The organism is Desulfobacula phenolica, assembly GCF_900105645.1.
Lineage (GTDB): Bacteria > Desulfobacterota > Desulfobacteria > Desulfobacterales > Desulfobacteraceae > Desulfobacula > Desulfobacula toluolica.
Window position 1 is genome coordinate 204,509 of record NZ_FNLL01000008.1, and the last position, 19,729, is coordinate 224,237.

17 protein-coding genes are annotated in these 19,729 nt (G+C 40.6%); 10 read left to right on the plus strand and 7 right to left on the minus strand.

Annotation, left to right across the window (positions count from 1 at the left end; translation table 11 throughout):
* Positions 1-3 precede the first annotated feature (3 nt).
* Positions 4-1,197, minus strand: a complete 1,194-nt coding sequence (locus tag BLT94_RS14465) for an aminotransferase class I/II-fold pyridoxal phosphate-dependent enzyme (protein ID WP_092235540.1) — start codon at positions 1,195-1,197, stop codon at positions 4-6.
* A 2-nt stretch (positions 1,198-1,199) separates the two neighbouring features.
* Entirely contained in the window at positions 1,200-2,492 is a 1,293-nt protein-coding gene (gene bioA / locus BLT94_RS14470) for an adenosylmethionine--8-amino-7-oxononanoate transaminase (RefSeq protein ID WP_014959157.1), read from the minus strand.
* A 429-nt stretch (positions 2,493-2,921) separates the two neighbouring features.
* On the opposite strand from bioA, the gene BLT94_RS14475 reads away from it, so the two are divergent.
* The gene (locus tag BLT94_RS14475) at positions 2,922-5,912 is read left to right on the plus strand and encodes a PAS domain S-box protein (RefSeq protein ID WP_092235543.1); all 2,991 of its coding nucleotides are present in this window, start codon (positions 2,922-2,924) and stop codon (positions 5,910-5,912) included.
* Between the two features lie 84 nt (positions 5,913-5,996).
* Here BLT94_RS14475 and BLT94_RS14480 read toward each other — a convergent pair whose 3' ends face one another.
* The 3 genes from BLT94_RS14480 to BLT94_RS14490 all read right to left on the minus strand — a co-directional run bounded on the left by BLT94_RS14480 (position 5,997) and on the right by BLT94_RS14490 (position 9,242).
* On the minus strand, positions 5,997-6,560 hold the full coding sequence (locus BLT94_RS14480; RefSeq protein WP_245743138.1) for a cysteine hydrolase family protein: 564 nt from the start codon (positions 6,558-6,560) through the stop codon (positions 5,997-5,999).
* Between the two features lie 139 nt (positions 6,561-6,699).
* Positions 6,700-7,470 carry an enoyl-CoA hydratase/isomerase family protein gene (locus BLT94_RS14485; protein WP_092235549.1) on the minus strand — a complete coding sequence of 257 codons (771 nt, stop codon included), beginning with the start codon at positions 7,468-7,470 and terminating at the stop codon, positions 6,700-6,702.
* A 38-nt stretch (positions 7,471-7,508) separates the two neighbouring features.
* Positions 7,509-9,242 (minus strand): acyl-CoA carboxylase subunit beta, encoded by a 1,734-nt coding sequence (locus tag BLT94_RS14490; protein WP_014959161.1) that lies wholly within the window; start codon positions 9,240-9,242, stop codon positions 7,509-7,511.
* 223 nt (positions 9,243-9,465) lie between these two features.
* On the opposite strand from BLT94_RS14490, the gene BLT94_RS14495 reads away from it, so the two are divergent.
* From BLT94_RS14495 to bioB, 5 genes are all read left to right on the plus strand, one after another.
* A complete protein-coding gene (locus BLT94_RS14495) occupies positions 9,466-9,681 on the plus strand; it encodes an acetyl-CoA carboxylase biotin carboxyl carrier protein subunit (protein WP_014959162.1) in 216 nt (71 codons plus the stop codon).
* Positions 9,682-10,079: 398 nt separating this feature from the next.
* Complete coding sequence (locus BLT94_RS14505; RefSeq protein WP_092235552.1) at positions 10,080-10,862, plus strand: IclR family transcriptional regulator; 783 nt, start codon at positions 10,080-10,082, stop codon at positions 10,860-10,862.
* A gap of 16 nt (positions 10,863-10,878) precedes the next feature.
* A complete protein-coding gene (gene acd / locus BLT94_RS14510; protein WP_014959165.1) occupies positions 10,879-12,042 on the plus strand; it encodes a glutaryl-CoA dehydrogenase Acd in 1,164 nt (387 codons plus the stop codon).
* A gap of 82 nt (positions 12,043-12,124) precedes the next feature.
* On the plus strand, positions 12,125-12,511 hold the full coding sequence (locus BLT94_RS14515) for a carboxymuconolactone decarboxylase family protein (protein WP_041280176.1): 387 nt from the start codon (positions 12,125-12,127) through the stop codon (positions 12,509-12,511).
* Positions 12,512-12,605: 94 nt separating this feature from the next.
* Positions 12,606-13,580: a biotin synthase BioB gene (bioB, locus tag BLT94_RS14520; protein WP_092235555.1), complete on the plus strand. Its 975-nt coding sequence runs from the start codon at positions 12,606-12,608 to the stop codon at positions 13,578-13,580.
* A gap of 152 nt (positions 13,581-13,732) precedes the next feature.
* Here bioB and BLT94_RS14525 read toward each other — a convergent pair whose 3' ends face one another.
* A complete protein-coding gene (locus tag BLT94_RS14525) occupies positions 13,733-14,557 on the minus strand; it encodes a 50S ribosomal protein L11 methyltransferase (RefSeq protein ID WP_092235558.1) in 825 nt (274 codons plus the stop codon).
* Between the two features lie 504 nt (positions 14,558-15,061).
* On the opposite strand from BLT94_RS14525, the gene BLT94_RS14530 reads away from it, so the two are divergent.
* The gene (locus tag BLT94_RS14530; protein ID WP_041279652.1) at positions 15,062-15,592 is read left to right on the plus strand and encodes a DUF4410 domain-containing protein; all 531 of its coding nucleotides are present in this window, start codon (positions 15,062-15,064) and stop codon (positions 15,590-15,592) included.
* 37 nt (positions 15,593-15,629) lie between these two features.
* On the opposite strand, the gene BLT94_RS14535 is transcribed toward BLT94_RS14530, so the two are convergent.
* A complete protein-coding gene (locus tag BLT94_RS14535; protein ID WP_014959170.1) occupies positions 15,630-16,229 on the minus strand; it encodes an acyloxyacyl hydrolase in 600 nt (199 codons plus the stop codon).
* A 477-nt stretch (positions 16,230-16,706) separates the two neighbouring features.
* Here BLT94_RS14535 and BLT94_RS14545 point away from each other — a divergent pair, with 477 nt between their 5' ends.
* Genes BLT94_RS14545 through BLT94_RS14555 form a run of 3 tightly spaced genes read left to right on the plus strand, consistent with a single transcriptional unit; the run spans position 16,707 to position 19,729 of the window.
* Positions 16,707-18,221 carry a phytoene desaturase family protein gene (locus tag BLT94_RS14545; RefSeq protein WP_092235563.1) on the plus strand — a complete coding sequence of 505 codons (1,515 nt, stop codon included), beginning with the start codon at positions 16,707-16,709 and terminating at the stop codon, positions 18,219-18,221.
* 16 nt (positions 18,222-18,237) lie between these two features.
* Complete coding sequence (locus BLT94_RS14550; protein ID WP_014959172.1) at positions 18,238-19,473, plus strand: beta-ketoacyl-[acyl-carrier-protein] synthase family protein; 1,236 nt, start codon at positions 18,238-18,240, stop codon at positions 19,471-19,473.
* Positions 19,466-19,729: an acyl carrier protein gene (locus tag BLT94_RS14555; RefSeq protein WP_014959173.1), complete on the plus strand. Its 264-nt coding sequence runs from the start codon at positions 19,466-19,468 to the stop codon at positions 19,727-19,729. Before BLT94_RS14550 ends, BLT94_RS14555 begins: the two co-directional genes overlap by 8 nt.

Genomic DNA, 19,729 nt, shown 5'->3' on the forward strand with positions numbered 1-19,729 from the left:
TTGTCAGCTCCCCTTATTTTTCATGTATTGAGCTATGATATCGGCAACCGGCTCAATATCTTCAAAGCTTATGTCCGAGGTCAGGGAAAACCGTATTCTTGAATTGTTTTCCGGAACCGTTGGCGGCCTGATGGGAAAGGCAAGATATCCATTCTCAATCAAAAGATCTGACAATTCAACCGCTTTTTTGTTGCTGCCTGTGATCACCGGGATAATATGGGTGTCACCTGTATGAACAAGGCCCTTTTTTGTTAAGGCGTTCCTGAATTGTTCAGACACCCGGCTAAGTTGTTTGCGCCTGTCATCCCAGTATTGCATGCGGTTGAGAATAAAAAGATTCCAGTTAACAGCTACAGGCGGAAGTGCTGTGGAATATAAAAGCGGCCTCATTGTATTGACAAGACAGGATTTCAAGGTCGGATGTGTTATGGCATAGGCACCGTGGGATGCAAAGGCTTTGCCCATGGTGCCCAAAAGGATATCCACCCGGTCATGCACCCCTGCTTCAAAACTAAGGCCCCTGCCATGACTACCGAATACGCCTGCTGAATGGGCCTCGTCAACATATAAAAGGGCATTATGTTTTTCCTTTAACGCAACCAGCTCTTTGATGTCGGCACGGTCTCCGTCCATGCTGAAAATTGATTCCGTGATGATCAGGGTGTTGTCAAATCCGTTTTTTTCTTTTTCCAAAAGCCTTCTTAACTGATCCATATCATTGTGCTGAAAAATCATACACCTTGCCTTGGACAGCCGGATGCCGTCCACAATGCTGGCATGGTTAAGGCTGTCGGATAAAATCAGATCATTTTTTCCTGCCAGTGCCGGAATAATACCGATATTGGCATGGTAGCCGCTGTTAAACACAAGGGCTGCCTTGGAACCATAAAATTCACAAAACCGTTTCTCCAGTGCCTCATAAAGGCCGGAATTACCGGTCAAAAGCCTGGAGGATGAGGAACCCAGACCATATTCATTGATCATGTTTTCCTTGTCCATACGGCTGTAAAACTCTTTGCACAGCACAGCATCGGTTGCAAGCCCCAGGTAATCGTTTGACGACAGGTTAAGGCAGGATTTGTGTTTATAGGTTATGGTTTTGTCCTGGCGATTATCAATGTCTTTAAAGGATCTTAACAGATCGTTTTTTTTGATTTCTTCCAGTCTTTCAGAATAGGTTTTGTAAGGGTTATGCATAATTAAACACCTGTTTTGTAAACAACTTGAGTTATCTTTTTTGTTAATGTGTCAAGGTCATGGTCTTCTATAATATAAGGTGGCATGGTATAGATCAATTTGCCGAACGGCCTTATCCAGACTCCCTGTTCAACAAACTGCCGCTGTATTTTTTCGATATCCACAGCTTCTTTCATCTCCACGACCCCAATCCCGCCTAAAACCCTGACATCTTTCACCTGCTTGAACTGTCTGCATTCCTGCAATCCGGATTCCAGTTTTGTTTCAAGGTGCTGAATTTTCATTTTCCAGTCATAGGAAAAAAGAAGGTTGATATTGCTCAGGGCAACACTGCACGCCAGTGGATTGCCCATGTATGTGGGGCCGTGCATAAACACCCCGCATTCTCCTTGTGAAATCACCCGGCCGATTTCCTGTGTGGCAAGAGTGGCTGCAAGGGTGAGGTATCCGCCGGTCAAAGCTTTGCCCACACACATGATATCAGGTGAAATTTGGGCATGATTGCAGGCAAACAGTTTTCCAGTACGGCCAAAACCTGTGGCGATTTCATCCAGGATCAGCAGCAATTCATACTGGTCGCACAAGGCTTTGAGCTTTTTCAGATACACGGGAGAATAAAACCTCATACCTCCTGCACCCTGAACAATAGGTTCAATAATGACTGCGGCACAGGATTGATGATGTTGTTTGATCAACTCTTCCATGTGTTGTATATGGCTGTCATTCCATGGTTCATGAAATTTGCAGTCTGGTTTTTGTGCAAAATGGTGTTTGGGCAGAATATTCTGAAAGGCATGGTGCATACCGGTCACAGGATCGCATACAGACATGGCATAAAAGGTATCGCCGTGGTATCCTGACCTGACCGTAATCATGGTATTTTTTTCAGGCTTTCCCATGGCATGCCAGTATTGAAAGGCCATTTTCATGGCGACTTCAACGGAGACCGACCCGGAATCACACAAAAAAACCTGGGTTAAGGGGTCAGGTGTGATGCTGATTAAGAGTTTGGACAGCTCAACCGCCGGCTCGTGGGTTAACCCGCCGAACATCACATGAGACATTTTTTTCATCTGAGTTTCAACAGCTGCATTTAAAACCGGGTGATTGTATCCGTGGATGGCTGCCCACCAGGAAGACATCCCGTCTATGAGCCGTGTTTTGTCCATAAGGGTGAGATGGACGCCTTGGGCGGATTCAACCGGATATGTTTTCAAAGGCCGGGTCATTGAAGTGTATGGATGCCACAAGTGTGTTTTGTCAAATTCCTGTAATTGTAAAATTTTGTCTGTCATACTTTGCCTGCTGTTTTATACCGTTAACTTTTGTTTGAATTTTAGTTAACCAAATTCAATGACCAAGTCAATACCCATATAAAATTATTCCGGCAGATATATTTGCAAAATAACTCATGGCGATGATATTGAATTATAAAAAACTTTGATATATGGTAGCCTCTATTAATGGATTCAAAAATCACAAAATATTACATTTTGTTTGGATTAGTAAATCCAAACTGTAATTGTAGCTAAAATCAAAAGAGATTGTTATCTTTTACTTTAAACAACAGGAGTGATTATTTTGTTCCGAATCCCTAACCTGTTGAAACAATCTTGACTAGTTAAAGAGACAAACAATGAAGATAATATGGTCTTAATCTTGATCAAGTAATTGATCAATTACTTGATAGGTTCTTTTTTACTTTTATCTGTGGATGGGTAAGTATGCATGTACGAATTTTAATTTTTACAATCCTGACATTAATAAGCTCTTTTTCCATTGCACAGGCAACTCTTCCTGATAAAATCGACATTGGTATTATGTCTTTTAAACCCCAATCTTGTAATATTCCCCAATGGTCGGTTCTTGAAAATTATCTGAACACACAAATTCCAAAAACAGAATTTAAAATCATTTTAATGTCCAGGACTCAATTGGAAGAAGCCATTGGCAAAAAGCTGATTGACTTTGTTGTGACCAACCCGTTTCAATATACCATTTTTCGCCACAGGTACGGCTTGTCTGCTCCATTGGCAACAGTCATAAGAGGCGGCAGCAACACAATTCCCCTAAAGCGGGTTGGAGGAACACTCTTCACACTTTCAGACTGTACTGATATCAACAACCTCAAGGACATAAGAGACAAACAGATTGCAGTCCCGTTTCAAAACAATTCTTTTATCGTTCAAATGCTGCAGTATGAATTATTTGTAAATGATCTTTCCCTACTCCGAAAACGCCAGCTTGTTATAACAGGATTGCCCCATGACAATACGGTTTTGGCGGTTATTAAAAATCAGGCGGATCTCGGTTATGCCAGGGCAGGTACATTGGAAAAAATGGCGTCACAGGGCAAGCTTGACCTTTCACAGTTCAAGGTCATCCACCCTCAGATACTGCCTGATTTTCCGGTTCAGGTTTCAACCGGTCTATACCCGGAATGGCCTTTTGCATCCTTATCCCATATCGAACCCGCAGATCAAAAAAAGATAATTGCCGCCCTGCTGAAAATGGAACAGACAGATTCTGTAAAAATACCCTTTAGAATACAAGGATTTTTACCCCCTTCAAATTACGATTCCGTTGAAAATTTAATGAGGACATTGAGGATTGATCCCTTCAACAAGACACCAGACATCAACATGTCTGATCTCTGGCAGATCTATAAAACAAAAATTATTTGTATCGGACTTTTTTGTTTTATAATGATTCTGGTAGGAGCTTACCTCCTTCAAAACAGGCAGTCATTGCGTTTAACTAAAGAGCGTCTGGATATGGCAATTGAAGGAACCAATGCCGGGCTGTGGGACTGGAATGTGCAAACCGGTAAAGTCATATTAAACGAAAGATGGGCCAAAATAATAGGATACACCATAGATGAACTTGCACCAGTAAGTATTAAGACATGGGCTGAGCTTTGCCACCCTGATGATCTGAAGAGATCAAAAGATCTGCTCCAAAAGCATTGGGCCAATGAAACCGGCTTTTACCAAAGTGAAGTCAGAATGAAACACAAAAACGGATCATGGGTATGGTTGCGGGGTCAAGGCAAGGTGATGCAATGGACCAAAGGTGGCAAACCCATGCGCATGACAGGGACTCACATCGACATCACAAAAAGAAAACATTATGAAATCCTGATTCAGGCAGAACATGATATGGGTTCTGACTGGCGCAGCGCAGGCAGCTTCAATGAACAGCTCAATCTTTGCCTTCAAACCGCCCTGCAGGTCTCATCTATGGACTGCGGTGGACTTTATCTGGTGGATGAAAACGATGACAGCCTCCGGCTAACCGTACATCATGGATTGTCCGAATATTTCATTGCCCATGCCACATATTTTGGAGCTGATTCCAGGCAGGCACACCTGATAAAAAAGAAAAAGCCTGTTTATGCAAGGCATCTGGATCTGCTCGAGGACAAAAAAAGTGCAACCGCCCATGAGAGGCTGAAGGCTGTTGCCATTATACCAATAATATTTCAAGGCAGGGTAATTGCCTGTTTGAATGTTGCCTCCCATATATTGGAGTCAATACCTGAACATGCCCGCAATGCCCTGGAAAGCATTGCAAATTATACAGGATCTTTTGTCGCACAGGAAATTCAGGATGAGCAGATCCGGCAAGACCAACGGAACATGGATAACTTTTTCAACACTATTGAAGATATGCTGTTTGTACTCGACATGAACGGCTGTATCATCAAGCACAATCAGGGAGTTGCCAAACAGCTGGGATACTCTTCAAATGAATTAATCGGCAAACACATCCGTTGCTTGCATCCGGAGGATCGTCACCACGAGGCCCAAGCTGTTATGAGCAGAATTTTTGCCGGTAAATCCGATTCATGTTCAATTGCACTTAAAACCAAACACGGCAAGCTCATACCTGTGGAGACAAAGGTTAAGCTTGGCCGATGGCAAGACAAAGAGGTGATATTCGGCACCAGCAGGGATATTACTGAGCGCATAGAGATAGAACAAAGAAGACAGCAGATTGAAAAGACAGAGGGCCTCAATCGCATGGCCGGGGCTGTGGCCCATAACTTCAACAATATATTGACCATTATTCTTGGCAATCTTGAACTGGCCATGGAGGCCTTGCCGCAGGAAACATACATTTCCGATAATATCAAACAGGCATTTCAGGCTGCTCAACGCGCTGCGGACATAAGCAGACAAATGCTTGTTTTGCTGGGTAATATTCCACCAAAATTAGAATCAATTGATTTATCAAAAACATGCCTGCAACACTTACATCAGCTGCGTGACAACTTAATAAAAGATGTATCATTAAAAGTTGATATCCTCACACCCGGACCTGTTATTAAAGCTGAAGACGATCTGATTGGCAAAATCCTGACCGCTCTGGTTACCAATGCCTGGGAAGCCATAGATGATTTTCCCGGCACCGTTCAGGTTACAGTGGGAGAAGTTACTCAAACAGATATTCCAAAACATAACCTTTTCCCAATTGAATGGAGCCGTTCTGCTGCACAGTATGGCTGCCTGACGGTTACGGATACCGGCCGGGGAATGAATAAAATTCAGATCAATAAAATTTTTGATCCTTTTTACACCGACAAATTCACTGGTCGAGGATTGGGGCTTCCGGTCGCCCTCGGAATTATCAAAACTTATGGCGGCTGTATTACAGTTAAAAGCGAACCTGGAAAAGGAAGCAGTTTCAGGATTTTTTTACCATTGGCCTCTTAATGTTTTTTTAGGCTTAAAGGAAATCCAATCCAAATGATTGGATTGAGAGGGACAATTTTTGCTGAACAGGTCCGTGCCGTCTTTTCATATTTCAGATACGAAATCCTCTGAGTTCATGACCCTAAACAGCGGATACAAGGGATTTTTTCTATAAAGGTCCAGGCATTGTGCATGCATGGTTTCAGAAAAAGCGGTCGAGCAGTCATCCACAATAACAGCCTTAAAATTATGGCATATGGCATCCATTGCAGTGGCCAGAACACAAAAATTGGTTGCAATCCCGGCAACAGCGCAAAGGGTTATCTGCTGGTCTCGAAGAATCTTTTCAAGACCTATGTCAAAAAAGGCTGAAAACCTTGGTTTGGGAAGCCAGAGATCTTCGGGTGCCATGTCAAGGTCAGCAACGACTTGTGCGCCCTTGGAACCCTTGATGGCATGAGGGTGCATTTTGCCTGTAAAAAGAAAATCATCCTCGGCAAAAGCATCAGTTGAAAATATAACGGGGAAATTTTTTTTACGAAACTCTTTGATCAAAAGGTTGATCACGGGAATAATTTTTCTGGCCAAAGGGGTGATTGGGTAATGATTTTCATCTTTAAAATAATCTTCTACCATATCAATGATCAATAATGCCGGTTTTTCTGTCATAGTCGCTCCTTTGGGATATTTTTTTGATAATATTTTAATGATAAGGAAAAACCCATGGCAAGGGAGCTGATTAACCCTTGCCATGGGAAATCGGAGTGATTTTTTCTATTTACTCACTTAACTTACTCACTTACTTAGCTTATTTGTTTTTCCAAACAGCTCTTCTTCTTTCTTCAAAAGAGGCAATACCTTCAAGGGTATCTTCTGTTTTCATCATGGTTTTCAAAAAATAATTGCTGACCAGATCAACGCCCTGGGCAAAACTGGTTCCAATATGGCGTTTTACAGCTCGTTTATTGAGCCGGATAATCAAGGGACTTGCCATAACAATCTGTTTGACGTTCTTTTCCACAACTTCCTGGAACTCATCCACTGAAGCCACCTGGGATACAAATCCAAGATCCTTGGCAGCCTGGGCAGAATAATTCTGGCCGGTGGTGACAATTTCAATTGCCTTGGCAACGCCGACAAGCTCGGGAAGTCTTAAGGCAGCATAGGGTGGGAAAAATCCCAGCTTGATTTCAGGCTGTCCAAGAATGGCTTTTTCAGATGCAATCACGATATCACAGGCAATGGCCAATTCCATACCGCCACCTAAGCATGCACCGTTCACAGCGGCAATAATGGGGATATCAATCATGTTGATCAACTCGAAAATCCGGTTGAATGTGGAAACCATAAGGTCCACATTATCCGGTTTATGATCGGCCACTTCAACACCTGCACAAAAACTTTTACCCTCGCCTGTGATCACAACGCATTTGAGTTCATCATCTGCAGCAATCTTTTCAAGCTCGGCATTCAGTTCATTCATCATGGGTATGTCCAGAACATTATGTTTTGGTCGGTCAAGAATAATTCTGGCAACCTGGTCATCTTTTTCCACTTTTAAAAATTCTAGTTCTGCCATATAGGCCTCCTGTTAGTTTAAGATAATGCGGTTATTTTTTATCCTCTGATAGCTCTGGGTGTAATCATATGATGCTGGGGACAGATGGATTTTGGATTCTGATATGCAGCCCCGGCAAAAGCTTTCAGGTAATCACGCAATGCGCTCATTTTTACAACTTCATCCACCATACCGTGCTTTGCACAATAGGCAGGTCTTGAATTATCATAGTATTCTTTAGCCTGCTGGTTCATTTTGTCGATAATTGGCTCAAGGGGACGTCCTGCATCCTTTTCCTTGACAAGTCTTCTTGAAAAACTTGCAGCCGCAGCGGTTTCACCATGCATAACATAAATTTCCGTAGTACCGATACCCAAAGTAAAAGCATTGTGCCTGTTGGCCGTGGGGCCGCCCATGACATAATGGGCTGCCGCAGTTCCTTTTCTCAAGGTGATCAAAGTCATGGGAACATCGGTTTGCTGGATAGAGTAGATCAAGGACTGTCCAAGGCCGAGAAGTTCAGCTTTTTCAGCAATATCACCAACATCAATGCCTGAGGTATCCTGGAACCAGATCAAGGGGATTCTGTCACGGCCGCAAAAGGTAACAAATTCATTCATTTTGATCAGGCCCTGGCGATACAATTTTCCGCCGATTCCGCCGTAATCAGCATACTCGGGATAATCTTCTCCCAGCCATCCCTGGTTGTTGCCGATCATGCCCACAAGAAATCCATCCATTTTAACCAGACCTGTATAAATTTCAGGGCCGTAATCAGGTTTGTATTCCATGTGTTCACTGCCGTCGACAAGACGGGCAATGATTTCTTTGAAATTATAAATCTGTTTCTGATTAAATGGCATTAGACGGTAAAGATCTTCTGCCGGGAACCTTGGCGCTTTGGGTTCTGCTACCCTGAAAAACTTGGGATTATAGGCAGGCATATCTTTCATGTAATCTTTAAGTCCGTCAAGCACACCTTTTTCTTCTTCATATACATACCTGAAAAAACCTGTTGAATCGTAATGAACATCAACTGATCCCGGTGGTTTTTCCTTGAACTGTTTGGCGGATGCAATCAACTGTTCCGCACCTTCCAGGTCAAAATATCCCTTGGGAGACATGCCGCTTAGAATACCGCCTCCGCCTACGGCAATATTACAATCTTTGTGGGCAAACAATATGGTGGGGCTGATCCCCTGGTATCCGCCGCCTGCCGGGTTTGTACCATAGATACCGGCCAGTATGGGAATGCCCATCTGCTCAAGTTCCGCATGACGATAAAAAGTGGTGCCGCTTCCTCTTCTGTTGGCATAAAATTTTTCCTGTTCTGTCAATTTTACACCACTGCAGTTAACAAGCCATACCAATGGGATATTCAACCGTTTTGACAGGTTAGTGGCCCTGAAAATATTTTCCGGCTGTCCCGGAAGCCATGCACCTGCCATGACTTTGTTATCAAACCCTGCCACGACACACCATTTACCGGAAATTTTTGCAAGGCCGTCAATGACATTGGTTGTGCCTTCAACATTATTTTCGGGATTAAAAATGGTGTGCAAAGGAGTCCATGTGCCGGGATCAACCAGATACTCAAGCCGCTGCCATACCGTCATTACACCTCTTGAATTGATCTTTTCCGTAGGCAGTCCGGCATTTTTAACCTTTTCGACTTCTGCATCAATCCCGGCTTCCACTTCCTTGATATTTTTCACATTTTCTTCTGAACTTAATAATTGTCCTTTATTAAGTTCAACACCGAATTCCGTCATTTTTTCAAAATATTGTCTCATTATTTACTCCTGGTCAAATTTAATTATTATTTTCAAATCACCACCCTCCTGTCAGGAGAGTCATTCGCTTATCGTAAAATTTTAATTTTATATTTCGCCTGCTTGGAAACACCCCCTTGACTTTAAACTTTTCTTTAAGTATAGACCCAAATTATCTTGTTTAAGAAAATTTTTTTTTCTGACAAGGGAAGAACCAAATATTATACGAACAAAGGAGAAGAAAATGAGCACTGAAATTTTAGCACCAATGCCCGGATCAATCTGGAAAGTGCATGTAAAAGAAGGTGATGAAGTTGTTGAGGGACAGGAACTCTTAATCCTGGAAGCCATGAAAATGGAAAACCCCATTATTACAACAACAGCAGGCAAGGTAACGGAAGTTAAAGTAAAAGTGGAAGATAAAGTTGCCACAAAGCAACTGCTTCTGACGATTGAATAATTTTCAATACCTTGAATAGCAAATTTTGTATCTGCAGAGGGCATCATCTTTTATGCTCTCTGCATGATATGAAATTGTTCATTTTCTTCTTTGTATAATCCTTTTTCCAATTAACTGAACCAGGCAGAAATAATCAGCCCGGGGCAGTGCTTTCCATCCTGATAATTCATATAATAAAACAGCATTTTCATACCGGTTATAGATTAAATAATTCCCCTCCTTTGTCAAGCTGTTTTTCAGCCATGTTGTGACTTTTTTCTTGACAAGTGATTTAAATTTTAGTTTATGGTATGCATCATAACATGGAACAATGTTTTGATATATAAAACACCACAAAAAGGATTAATCTTAAAGAATGCACAATAAACCACAAACCTTTAATTTAAGATAAATGGTATATGGGTCAGGATATTAAAAAGCTAAATTCCATTGAAAAAGCCCTGGAAATCATGCTCACATTCCAGGACGTTAAACCGTCATGGGGTATAAGGGAGTTAAGTACAAAGCTCGAATTCAGTCCGGCAACTGTTCAAAGAATTCTGCAAGTTCTCAAATCATATGAATTTGTTAAACAAGACCCTAAAACCAGGCAATATTTTATTGGTAACATATTTTATAAATTTCTTGAGTGTCTGAACAGTTCAAATAATCTTACCCGAATCGGACGCAGATTCATGGAAGAACTGGCAGTCGGAACCCTTGAAACAACCCATTTGAATGTCATCAAAGGAAATCTTCGGATCTGTATCGACACCATTGAATCTCCCAAAGAATTAAAGGCAGGCATGCGAATCGGCAACCAGTCACCGCTGTATGCCGGAGCATCTGCAAAATGCCTGCTGACCTTTTCCTCTAAGGATTTTCAAAACAATTATTTTCAAACCATAAACATGGAACCCATTACCGAGTTCACCATCATACGGCAAAACAAGCTGCGGAAAGAACTTGACAAAATAAAAGAACAGGGATATGGCATCAGCCTTGGGGAGAGAACTCCGGGGCTAGGTTCATTGAGTGCCCCTGTTTTTGATTATAGAGGGCAGATCCTGGCAAGCCTGAGCCTTGCCATACCTGAAATCAGATTCAAGCAGGAGGATCATCTTTCAAATTGTATTGATATACTAACCAGTGCTGCAAAATCTTTTTCAAACGAAATGGGATTGGGCGCTGGAAAATTTTAACTATTTAGGAGGAACAATGGATTTTAAACTATCAAAAGAACTTCAAATGCTCCAGAAAGAGATCAGAAATTTTACAAAAAAACAGATTGAACCTAATATTGAGGAATGGGATGAAAAACATTACCTGCCTTATGAAGAGGTCATGAAACCTCTGGGAGAACTGGGATTTTTCGGAACAGTTATCCCTGAAGAATACGGTGGGGAAGATATGGGTTTTCTGGCAGCCATGATCGTTACAGAAGAGCTTGCCCGCGTATCTTCTTCTTTGCGCGTTCAGGTCAACATGCAGGTACTGGGATGTGCTTACACCATCTACCGTTACGGCAGCGAAGAACTGAGAAAAAAATATGTTGAAAAACTGTGTACGGCTGAATATGTCGGCGGTTTTGGTATTACTGAACCCGATGCCGGTTCAGACATCATGAACATGTCCACCGTTGCCGAAGATAAAGGAGACCACTGGCTGATCAACGGTTCTAAAACCTGGATCTCCAATGCCAACGTAGCCGATGTCCTTATGTGCTATGCCTATACGGATAAATCCGCCGGTTCAAAAGGCATGTCCGCTTTTGTTATTGAGCCTAAAAATTTCCCCGGCATCAAAGTATCCTCATTAGATAAGCTGGGATCTTGGTCTTCCCCCACAGGCGAACTTTTTTTGGATAATGTAAAAGTTCCCAAGGAAAACCTCGTGGGTGAAGTTGGTGACGGTGCAAAAATTGTTTTCTCATCCCTGAACCAGACCCGTCTGTCTGCTGCAGCCGGTGGTGTCGGCCTTGCCCAGGCATGCCTGGATGAAGCAATCAAATATTGCAATACCAGAGAACAATTCGGCAAAAAAATCGGTACTTTCCAGATGAATCAGGATATGATCGCCCAGATGGCCGCTGATATCGAAGCTGCCAGACTGATTGTCTACAAAGCTGCCTGTGCAAAAGACGACGGCAACCTGAACAATGGTTACGACGTTGCCATGGCAAAATATCTGGCTGGTGAAGCTGCAACAAAATGCGCTAACTTTGCCATGAGAATCCTGGGTGCATACGGATACTCAACAGAATACCCGGTTGCCAGATACTACAGAGATGCCCCAACCTATTCCATGGTTGAAGGTTCCGCCAATATCTGCAAATGGATCATGGCCCTTGATCAGCTGGGTTACAGAAAAGCCAACAGATAATACAAAAAAAACAACGTGGACAGCTCTTCTTCCTGAACTACCGTTTGAATTGCTGTTCACGGCTTTTTTTAAGGAGGCCGAAGTGGACCCGAAAGAAATTGCTAAAAAAACAGGAAAAACTGCTAAACTGTACTTTTCCACTGTCAAAGAAGAGGAAAAGCCCTACAACCTGTGGAGGCATTTTGACAAAGAGCTTGCAAAAGACATGTCCCTTTATATCACAGGTCAGATGTATGCCAGAGAAAAGATTCCCCATCAAACCCGACAACTGGTCACAGTGGCTGCGTTAACGGTTCTTTCAAAGCCTGATGAACTAAAACTGCATACACATGCGGCACTGAATGTGGGATGTACAAAAGAAGAAATTGCAGAAGTGATTTTCCAAACCAGTATCTACGGCGGTGTACCTGCTGCAAACACGGCTTTGACGGTACTCAAAGAAGTTCTGGAAGAACGCGGCGAAGAGTAAATCAGGTATCAACAAAAAAATTTGTTAAAAGCAAAGATGCATGTGCCGCACAATTTTTTGCTTTTAACGTTTAACTCTTGAGTGATAAAAATCCATGACAGAAGAAGCCTATTTCAACTTGGCCAAAACCATCATACAGGGAAATACACCGGATTCAACACAATTTGCCAAAATTGCCCATTTGACTGATGACAAAGTATTTGAACTATTCCCTGGTGCAAATTTAATTAGATCCACTTATTTTAAAAATCAAATCCACCTTTGCACCATCTGTAACGGTAAATCAGGTAAATGTTCCGAAGATTGTACCTTCTGCGCACAATCCAGATTTCACAAGACAGATGTTGAAACCTATCCGCTTCTTTCCAAAGAAAAACTACAGCAGCCTGCACTGGATCTTAAAAATACGCAGGTTACCCGTTATTCCATCGTGACCAGTGGAAAAGGCCTGTCCGGAAAAGAGATAAACCGCGTTTCAGAAGCGTTTTCAGGAATAAAAGACCTGCCTCTTTGCTATTGCGCTTCCCTTGGCATTATCACGGAGGATGATTTCAATCTGCTTGCAAGGTCCGGTGTCACCCGCTACCACCATAACCTTGAAACCGCAAGAAGCCATTTTAACAACATCTGTACCACCCATACATATGACCAGCGGATCGAAACCATAAAAACGGCACAAAAGGCTGGACTGTCCGTTTGTTCAGGCGGCATATTCGGTCTGGGTGAAACCGATGATCAAATCCTGGAAATGGCTCTTGAACTCAAGTGCCTGGATGTGGATGCAGTACCCTTGAATTTTTTGTCTCCCATACCGGGAACACCAATGGAACATCAGTCTAAGCTTACCCCGCTGAAATGCCTTAAAATAATTGCTCTGTTCAGATATGTACTTCCTGAAAAAGAGATCATCATCTGCGGCGGAAGGGAAGCCAATCTGGGCATGCTTCACCCGTTTATTTTTTATGCCGGGGCAAGCGGCATTTTAACCGGCAACTATCTGACCACCGGCGGCAGGCAGCTGGAAAAAGATTTGAACATGCTCAATCAGCTTGAACTGACGCCACGATAGGTCATTGTTTGATTTTTTTATAAAAGTTTTTCAGAATCTAAACAGCGACTTTCATATTTTAGTTTCTGCCCTTTAGGGTGTTTTGGACAAACCAGGGTGACCAGATTGTAGTATAAAATGGCCAGGTCTGCCCATGAAAGTTATTCCAGGATCTATTCCAGGCTTTTCCCGAGAATGGTGTTCCAGATTCCGTCCGGGCATCGCCTCTCAATGATATGGACATTTTTTTGAGACAATGACGCCAGTACTTTTTTAGCTTCGGAATTCAAAAGCCCGGACAGAATAAACCATTTTTTTTCCAATAGATACGGGCTTTCTATCATTATCCGCATGACATCATAATGAATATTGGCAACCAGAAGATCACAAGGGATATTCATGATCTCCTCGCCTTTTGCCTGGAAAGCAAGAATTTGTTCTTCAAATTTGTTGAGCCTGATATTGTTCAGGGAGGTTTTAACCGCCAGATGATTGAAGTCACACGCCATCACAGGATTGCAGCCCAGAACTGCCGCTCCCAGGGATAGCAGCCCGGTTCCCGTACCGATATCAAGCACAGACCGAATCTTATGCCGGGTACACAATCGATGGATCAAATACAGACAATCTTCCGTGGTCTGATGCCTGCCGGTTCCAAACACCACTCCCGGATCAAGCTGGATGCCCTTTATGGTTTCATCATCCAAAGCAGGCCTGTTCCATGGCGGATAAATGCACAAACTCTCGACACAGTAAGGCTCAATCTTATCTCCATGCCATTGTTCTCCGGTCATTTCATATTTTTCAACCAGGCTGATGCCCTCATTTTTTTCAAGGATTTCTTCTACAACATCATCACAAAGCGAAGAGAAAAAAAGAAATGCCATTGTTTCTTCCACCCATGTGCCGAGAAAGCAATCACTGCCCTGAACCGTCTCATCAACCAACGGAACACCGTCAAAATAGTAAATATAAAGATTATTATACGGATTGATCATTTTTTATTGTTTTATCACCTCTTTTAAATTCAAAATATCAGTCAGGCTTTAATTAATAAGTTCCACCCGGATTTTTGTCAAGATCGCTTCTCTATAAGGCCAAAATGAATTTGTTATATTTTGCAAACGCGGTAAAATTTTACCGAAGTAAAGTTTAAAAATTGCCAAACCATCCGTAAAAATTTGATTGTTCACAGATAATCTTTTATAGAATAAGCACAATACATATTTCTAATATATTGATTCAAAAATGTCGAATTTAAAACTGGCGTTATGCATCAAAATAAAGGACTAATATCAACCATAATGACATCTCTTTATAGAATAAATGCTTGGTTAAACACTTTTTATCAGCGAGTGACTCATTTTTTATACTTTTTTTAATTTGGCGAAGGTATTACCAAGAACATGTTTATTTAGTGTCTGCATGGAAAGTCAATGGTTCTCGTGCAAATGCAAACACTACTTGCTTGGAAAATTTAATTTAAAATAAAGGAACAAGATATGAAAAAGTTATTCATCTGTTTTAGTCTCATATTGGCAACTCTATTGCTTAATAATTGTGCAAAACACCGAGTAATGCCTTTAACATCAAGTGAAGAAAAAATCCATATTGATGTACTCTGTGACCGCGGCAATCAGGAAGAGTTGAAATCAAGGCAGTGGCAGTACCGTAATGAAATTGCTGGTTTTATGGAACCCAATCTCGTACGCCGACTGGGTGATTATGGATTCAGCTCTGCGTTAATTGGGAAGGAAACAGAATATAAAAAAGCAGCTGGCACCTATCTTTTGAAGGTGGCTATTGAGTCCTATAATCCCGGCAGTGCAGCCGCCCGCGTTCTTGTTGGTTTCGGAGCAGGAGCCTGTTCATTGAAATGTCACTACGAGTTACTCGACAGTAAAGGCGAAACCATTTTGAGCTGGGATGACGGTATTGGTACATCTCAACACTGGAAGCGCTTACCTGTTGCCTTGAACAAAAAAGCCGGGGCTAAACTGAGTCAATACCTTGCCGGTGTTAGCCAGAAGTGAAGGGTGAAGAGGGTAAAATATTAACTTAAAGCATCTGTCAAAAATACTGGCCGAATACAAATACAATGGAATTTTGTCCCCGGTTCGATGAGCCAATACCTCCATTGGAAATATGATGCATCCTTAAGGAGATCAATTTATTGGCCTTTCCGTTTCTTTTGAATTCAATACCCATTCCAGCCTGCGGATTAAAATTAAATCGATAGTCCTGACCTTTAACACGGTAGTCGTCATACACAACACAGATGCCAGCTTCCAGATACGGCTTGATACGGTTGGTCTCAAACCTATCCAGATAGATCAATGCCAGCACTCCGGTATTTGCAATAAATTTCATATCCTCATCATCAGGGAAAGCTCCCCCGACAGAACCTTCAACCTTAAACATAAGGTTATCCGGCGCTTTATGTTTCCAAACCCTCTCATAGTCATACAGCCTGAATATGGATACCTGTAAAAAACATGCACCGTCAGATGGATCATAAGTATACCCTGAATTCAAAGCTATCCCGGTCTCGGTGGGAACATAGCTTTCATTGATTTGGGCGGACACGGTAATAGGGGTAAAAAAGGACACCATTGCTGTTATAAATAGACAAATCAGTTTTATTTTTTGAAATATCAAATCAAAGCTCATTTTATTTTAAATAAATACCTTTATAAAAATTTCGGGTGTATCTCACCCATCGGTTGACCAGCCAGTCTTCAATGTAAAAAATAAAGCAAATTTAATTTGAATACAAGAACCCATTGCTGTATAAAGCCCCATCACTAAAAAAAATGAAAGAGGGTGATATGTTAATACAAAAATTTTTGGCTGAAATCCGCTATTACCAAAGGCGTTATCAGTGTTTTTTGTCCAGATGCTTATATTTATTGTTTTGCTATACTGTACAAATTTTGATATCCTTAACAGTTGGTCAAGCAGGTTACAGACTTAAAGCGGGACAGTTTGAACTGGTTAATAAAAATTTTTCCAGCACACAAGCCTCAAAACAAAGACTTCCGGAAAAGGAGTATTATACGGGGTATCCCTGCTTAAAATGGTAACCGTCAAACAGAAAAATTCGGTTAGTTATTCTATTATTAATAGAAACATCACTGGTGTTAATAAATGAATAAATATGATGACATTGTCGTTGGAAGCGGGGTAAGTGGATTAACTACTGCTTTGATTCTAGGTATGAATCAAAGAAAAGTCCTTTTAATCGAAAAATCTTCTAACATAGGAGGCGCTTTATCTCGTTTTTATAAAAAAGGTATCCCTTTTGACACTGGGTTTCATTTTACCGGTGGATTTGCGAATGATTTAATTCTTTCTGATATGCTTGAAGTCTTATCAATTAATCACGATATCCAACCAGAATTTATAAGACACCCTGAAGACAACAGATTCGTTTTTGAAAACCAGGGCAAGGCACCAGGCAAATCATTTGAATTCCATCCTGGTTTTGAACAAACCATGCAAGATATGCTATCTTATTTCCCGGATGAGAAACAAGCAATCCATTCTTATTTTTCTAAAATGAAAAGTATTAGAAAAAACACTAAAGCTATGAACATCCGGGCTGAATTTGAAATGCAAAAACCTTTGGACGAAGATTTTATCAGTCTGAAAGATATGCTTGATTCTCTTACTCAAAACAAAACACTAAAAACTCTTTTAAGTGCATTTTCCATGTGTCATGGAACTGAACTTTCTAAAATCTCATTTGCAAACCATTCAAGAGTGACATATAGCCTCTATGAATCAATTGCCAGAGTAAAAAATGGTGGGAATGCTTTTATCAAAGCATTTAAAAAGAAACTTAAAAAATATAATGTCGATATACAAACAAACACTTTTATTACTTCCTGTGAAGATATTGACAATCGAAAAGTTGGAACTTTTGTACTTAACAATGGTTCAAAATTAAAAGCAGCAAACTGTATTTTTACAATTCATCCTAGAAAAATCTTAAAAACATTTCAAGAAAAAAATACATCCAAAGCATTTGCAGATAGAATTAATAGTTTTGAAGAATCTATTGGATTTTTTCTTGCCTTTATAAAAATTACAAAAAAAGATCAAAAACCTTTTAATCCCAGCATAACAACGCTTTATCCTGACAATGACATGAACAAAATGTTTGACCCTGAATTTAAAGGCGACCTGCCGTTAGTTATAGTAAGAAACTCTGAAGAAACTAAAACGAAAAATGTTAATGTTATAAATGCTTTTGAATTATCACATTGGGAGCATGTAAAAAAATGGGCTGATTCCACGACTGGTAAAAGAAGTTCAGAATATAAAGAGTATAAAAGAAAAACAACCAGTCGGATATGTGAACGCATAATTAAGATTTTTCCTGAATATAAAGATTGCCTTGAAGTTATTGATTCGGCATCCATGCTGACTTTCCGTGATTATCTAAACAACCCGTTTGGGTCTGCATATGGAATAAAACAAAAAATAGGACAATTTAATCTTTTTGGTCGTATTCAATATAAAAATACATTTGCAGCAGGACAGAGTGCTATCTTGCCAGGAATAATCGGAGCAATGATTTCTGGGTTTACTATTTGCCGATACTTATTGAGTAAAGATGTTTATGCAGCTTTTATAAAAAACCAGCTAAAAGACAAATAAGGGTAAAAATATTATAATGAGAAGAGTTGTTATTACAGGGACAGGAACCATTTCTGCTCTTGGCAATTCCATGGATGAATTAATAAATTCCATTGAGCGCAAAGTTTGTGGTACAAAACAAATGACAACATGGAATAAATACAAAGGACTGCAAAGCCTTGTTGGTGCCCCGGCAAAATTACCCGATATAAAAACAATACCGCGAAAAATGCGACGTTCAATGGGTAGAATGAGCCTTTTAGCTGTCTTTGCAGCAAATGAGGCTTTAAAGTCAGCTAAAATAGAAAAAGATGCAATCACAAACAAGAGATATGGTTGTGTTGCCGGTTCTACAATGGGAAGTGCAGAAGCTTTGAACGATACTTTTGAAACTATGCTTCCGGATCATGATCTTACTTTGTTAACATCAATGAGTTTTTTCAAATGTATTTCCCATACCGTATCCATGAACCTTGCACAATATCTTGGAATTACAGGAAGTATCATTGCAACATCAGCAGCCTGTGCATCTTCTCTCCAGGCGATAGGCACCGGCTTTGAATTGATCCGGTACAACAAACAGGATATTGTACTTTGTGGTGGTGCAGAAGAGCTGCATCCTACAGTAACAGGCTCATTTGATATATTATTTGCAACTTCTACTAAATTTAATGACAATCCTGAAAACACGCCCCGCCCTTTTGATAAAAACCGGGACGGATTAGTTTGTGGTGAAGGTGCCGGCATACTTGTACTCGAAGAACTTGAACATGCTAAAAAAAGGGGAGCTAATATACTTGCTGAGGTCCTTGGATATAATACTTGTGGAAGTGGTTCTCATATAAGCCAGTCAAACAAAGAGGCTATGATTCAATGCATGAACTCAACATTGTCAGATGCAAGCTTGAACCCTGAAAATATTGATTTTGTCAGCGCACATGCTACTGCAACTTTGCAGGGCGACCATGAAGAGGCAGCAGCTATTTATGAAGTATTTGGATCAAGAATACCTGTTAACAGCTTAAAAGGATATTTAGGACATACCCTTGGAGCATCAGGTGCTATTGAACTTGCAGTTTCAATTGAAATGATGAATAAAGGTATCATTTATCCAACATTAAACCTTGATGATGTTGATGAAAATTGCAGTATGATAAATCATGTAAAAACAAAACTGAAAAAAAACATAAACTTTATACTGAAAAACTGTTTTGCTTTTGGTGGAATAAATGCTTCTATTATTTGTAAAAAATATGAGGAATTAAATGAGTAGTGATATAGAAACAATGAATATAGAAACAATGATTAATGAAGTTTTTGAAGAATCTTTTGAAATTGAAAAAAAAGAACTTAGACCAGAAGCTAATATATTTGAAGATCTAGGACTGGACAGCCTTGATGTTGTTGATTTGGTTGTTGCCTTACAAAAAAAATTCAGTGTGGAAATCAGAACTGACGAAAAAATAAAAGATATTAGAACTCTTGAAGATCTTTTCAAATTTATTAAAGAATTACAATTAGAAGCTTAG

Coding starts and splice junctions, on each gene's coding strand:
- BLT94_RS14465 (WP_092235540.1), bottom strand. CDS start 1,197: ATGCATAACCCTTACAAAACCTATTCTGAAAGACTGGAAGAAATCAAA.
- bioA (WP_014959157.1), bottom strand. CDS start 2,492: ATGACAGACAAAATTTTACAATTACAGGAATTTGACAAAACACACTTG.
- BLT94_RS14475 (WP_092235543.1), top strand. CDS start 2,922: ATGCATGTACGAATTTTAATTTTTACAATCCTGACATTAATAAGCTCT.
- BLT94_RS14480 (WP_245743138.1), bottom strand. CDS start 6,560: ATGACAGAAAAACCGGCATTATTGATCATTGATATGGTAGAAGATTAT.
- BLT94_RS14485 (WP_092235549.1), bottom strand. CDS start 7,470: ATGGCAGAACTAGAATTTTTAAAAGTGGAAAAAGATGACCAGGTTGCC.
- BLT94_RS14490 (WP_014959161.1), bottom strand. CDS start 9,242: ATGAGACAATATTTTGAAAAAATGACGGAATTCGGTGTTGAACTTAAT.
- BLT94_RS14495 (WP_014959162.1), top strand. CDS start 9,466: ATGAGCACTGAAATTTTAGCACCAATGCCCGGATCAATCTGGAAAGTG.
- BLT94_RS14505 (WP_092235552.1), top strand. CDS start 10,080: ATGGGTCAGGATATTAAAAAGCTAAATTCCATTGAAAAAGCCCTGGAA.
- acd (WP_014959165.1), top strand. CDS start 10,879: ATGGATTTTAAACTATCAAAAGAACTTCAAATGCTCCAGAAAGAGATC.
- bioB (WP_092235555.1), top strand. CDS start 12,606: ATGACAGAAGAAGCCTATTTCAACTTGGCCAAAACCATCATACAGGGA.
- BLT94_RS14525 (WP_092235558.1), bottom strand. CDS start 14,557: ATGATCAATCCGTATAATAATCTTTATATTTACTATTTTGACGGTGTT.
- BLT94_RS14530 (WP_041279652.1), top strand. CDS start 15,062: ATGAAAAAGTTATTCATCTGTTTTAGTCTCATATTGGCAACTCTATTG.
- BLT94_RS14535 (WP_014959170.1), bottom strand. CDS start 16,229: ATGAGCTTTGATTTGATATTTCAAAAAATAAAACTGATTTGTCTATTT.
- BLT94_RS14545 (WP_092235563.1), top strand. CDS start 16,707: ATGAATAAATATGATGACATTGTCGTTGGAAGCGGGGTAAGTGGATTA.
- BLT94_RS14550 (WP_014959172.1), top strand. CDS start 18,238: ATGAGAAGAGTTGTTATTACAGGGACAGGAACCATTTCTGCTCTTGGC.
- BLT94_RS14555 (WP_014959173.1), top strand. CDS start 19,466: ATGAGTAGTGATATAGAAACAATGAATATAGAAACAATGATTAATGAA.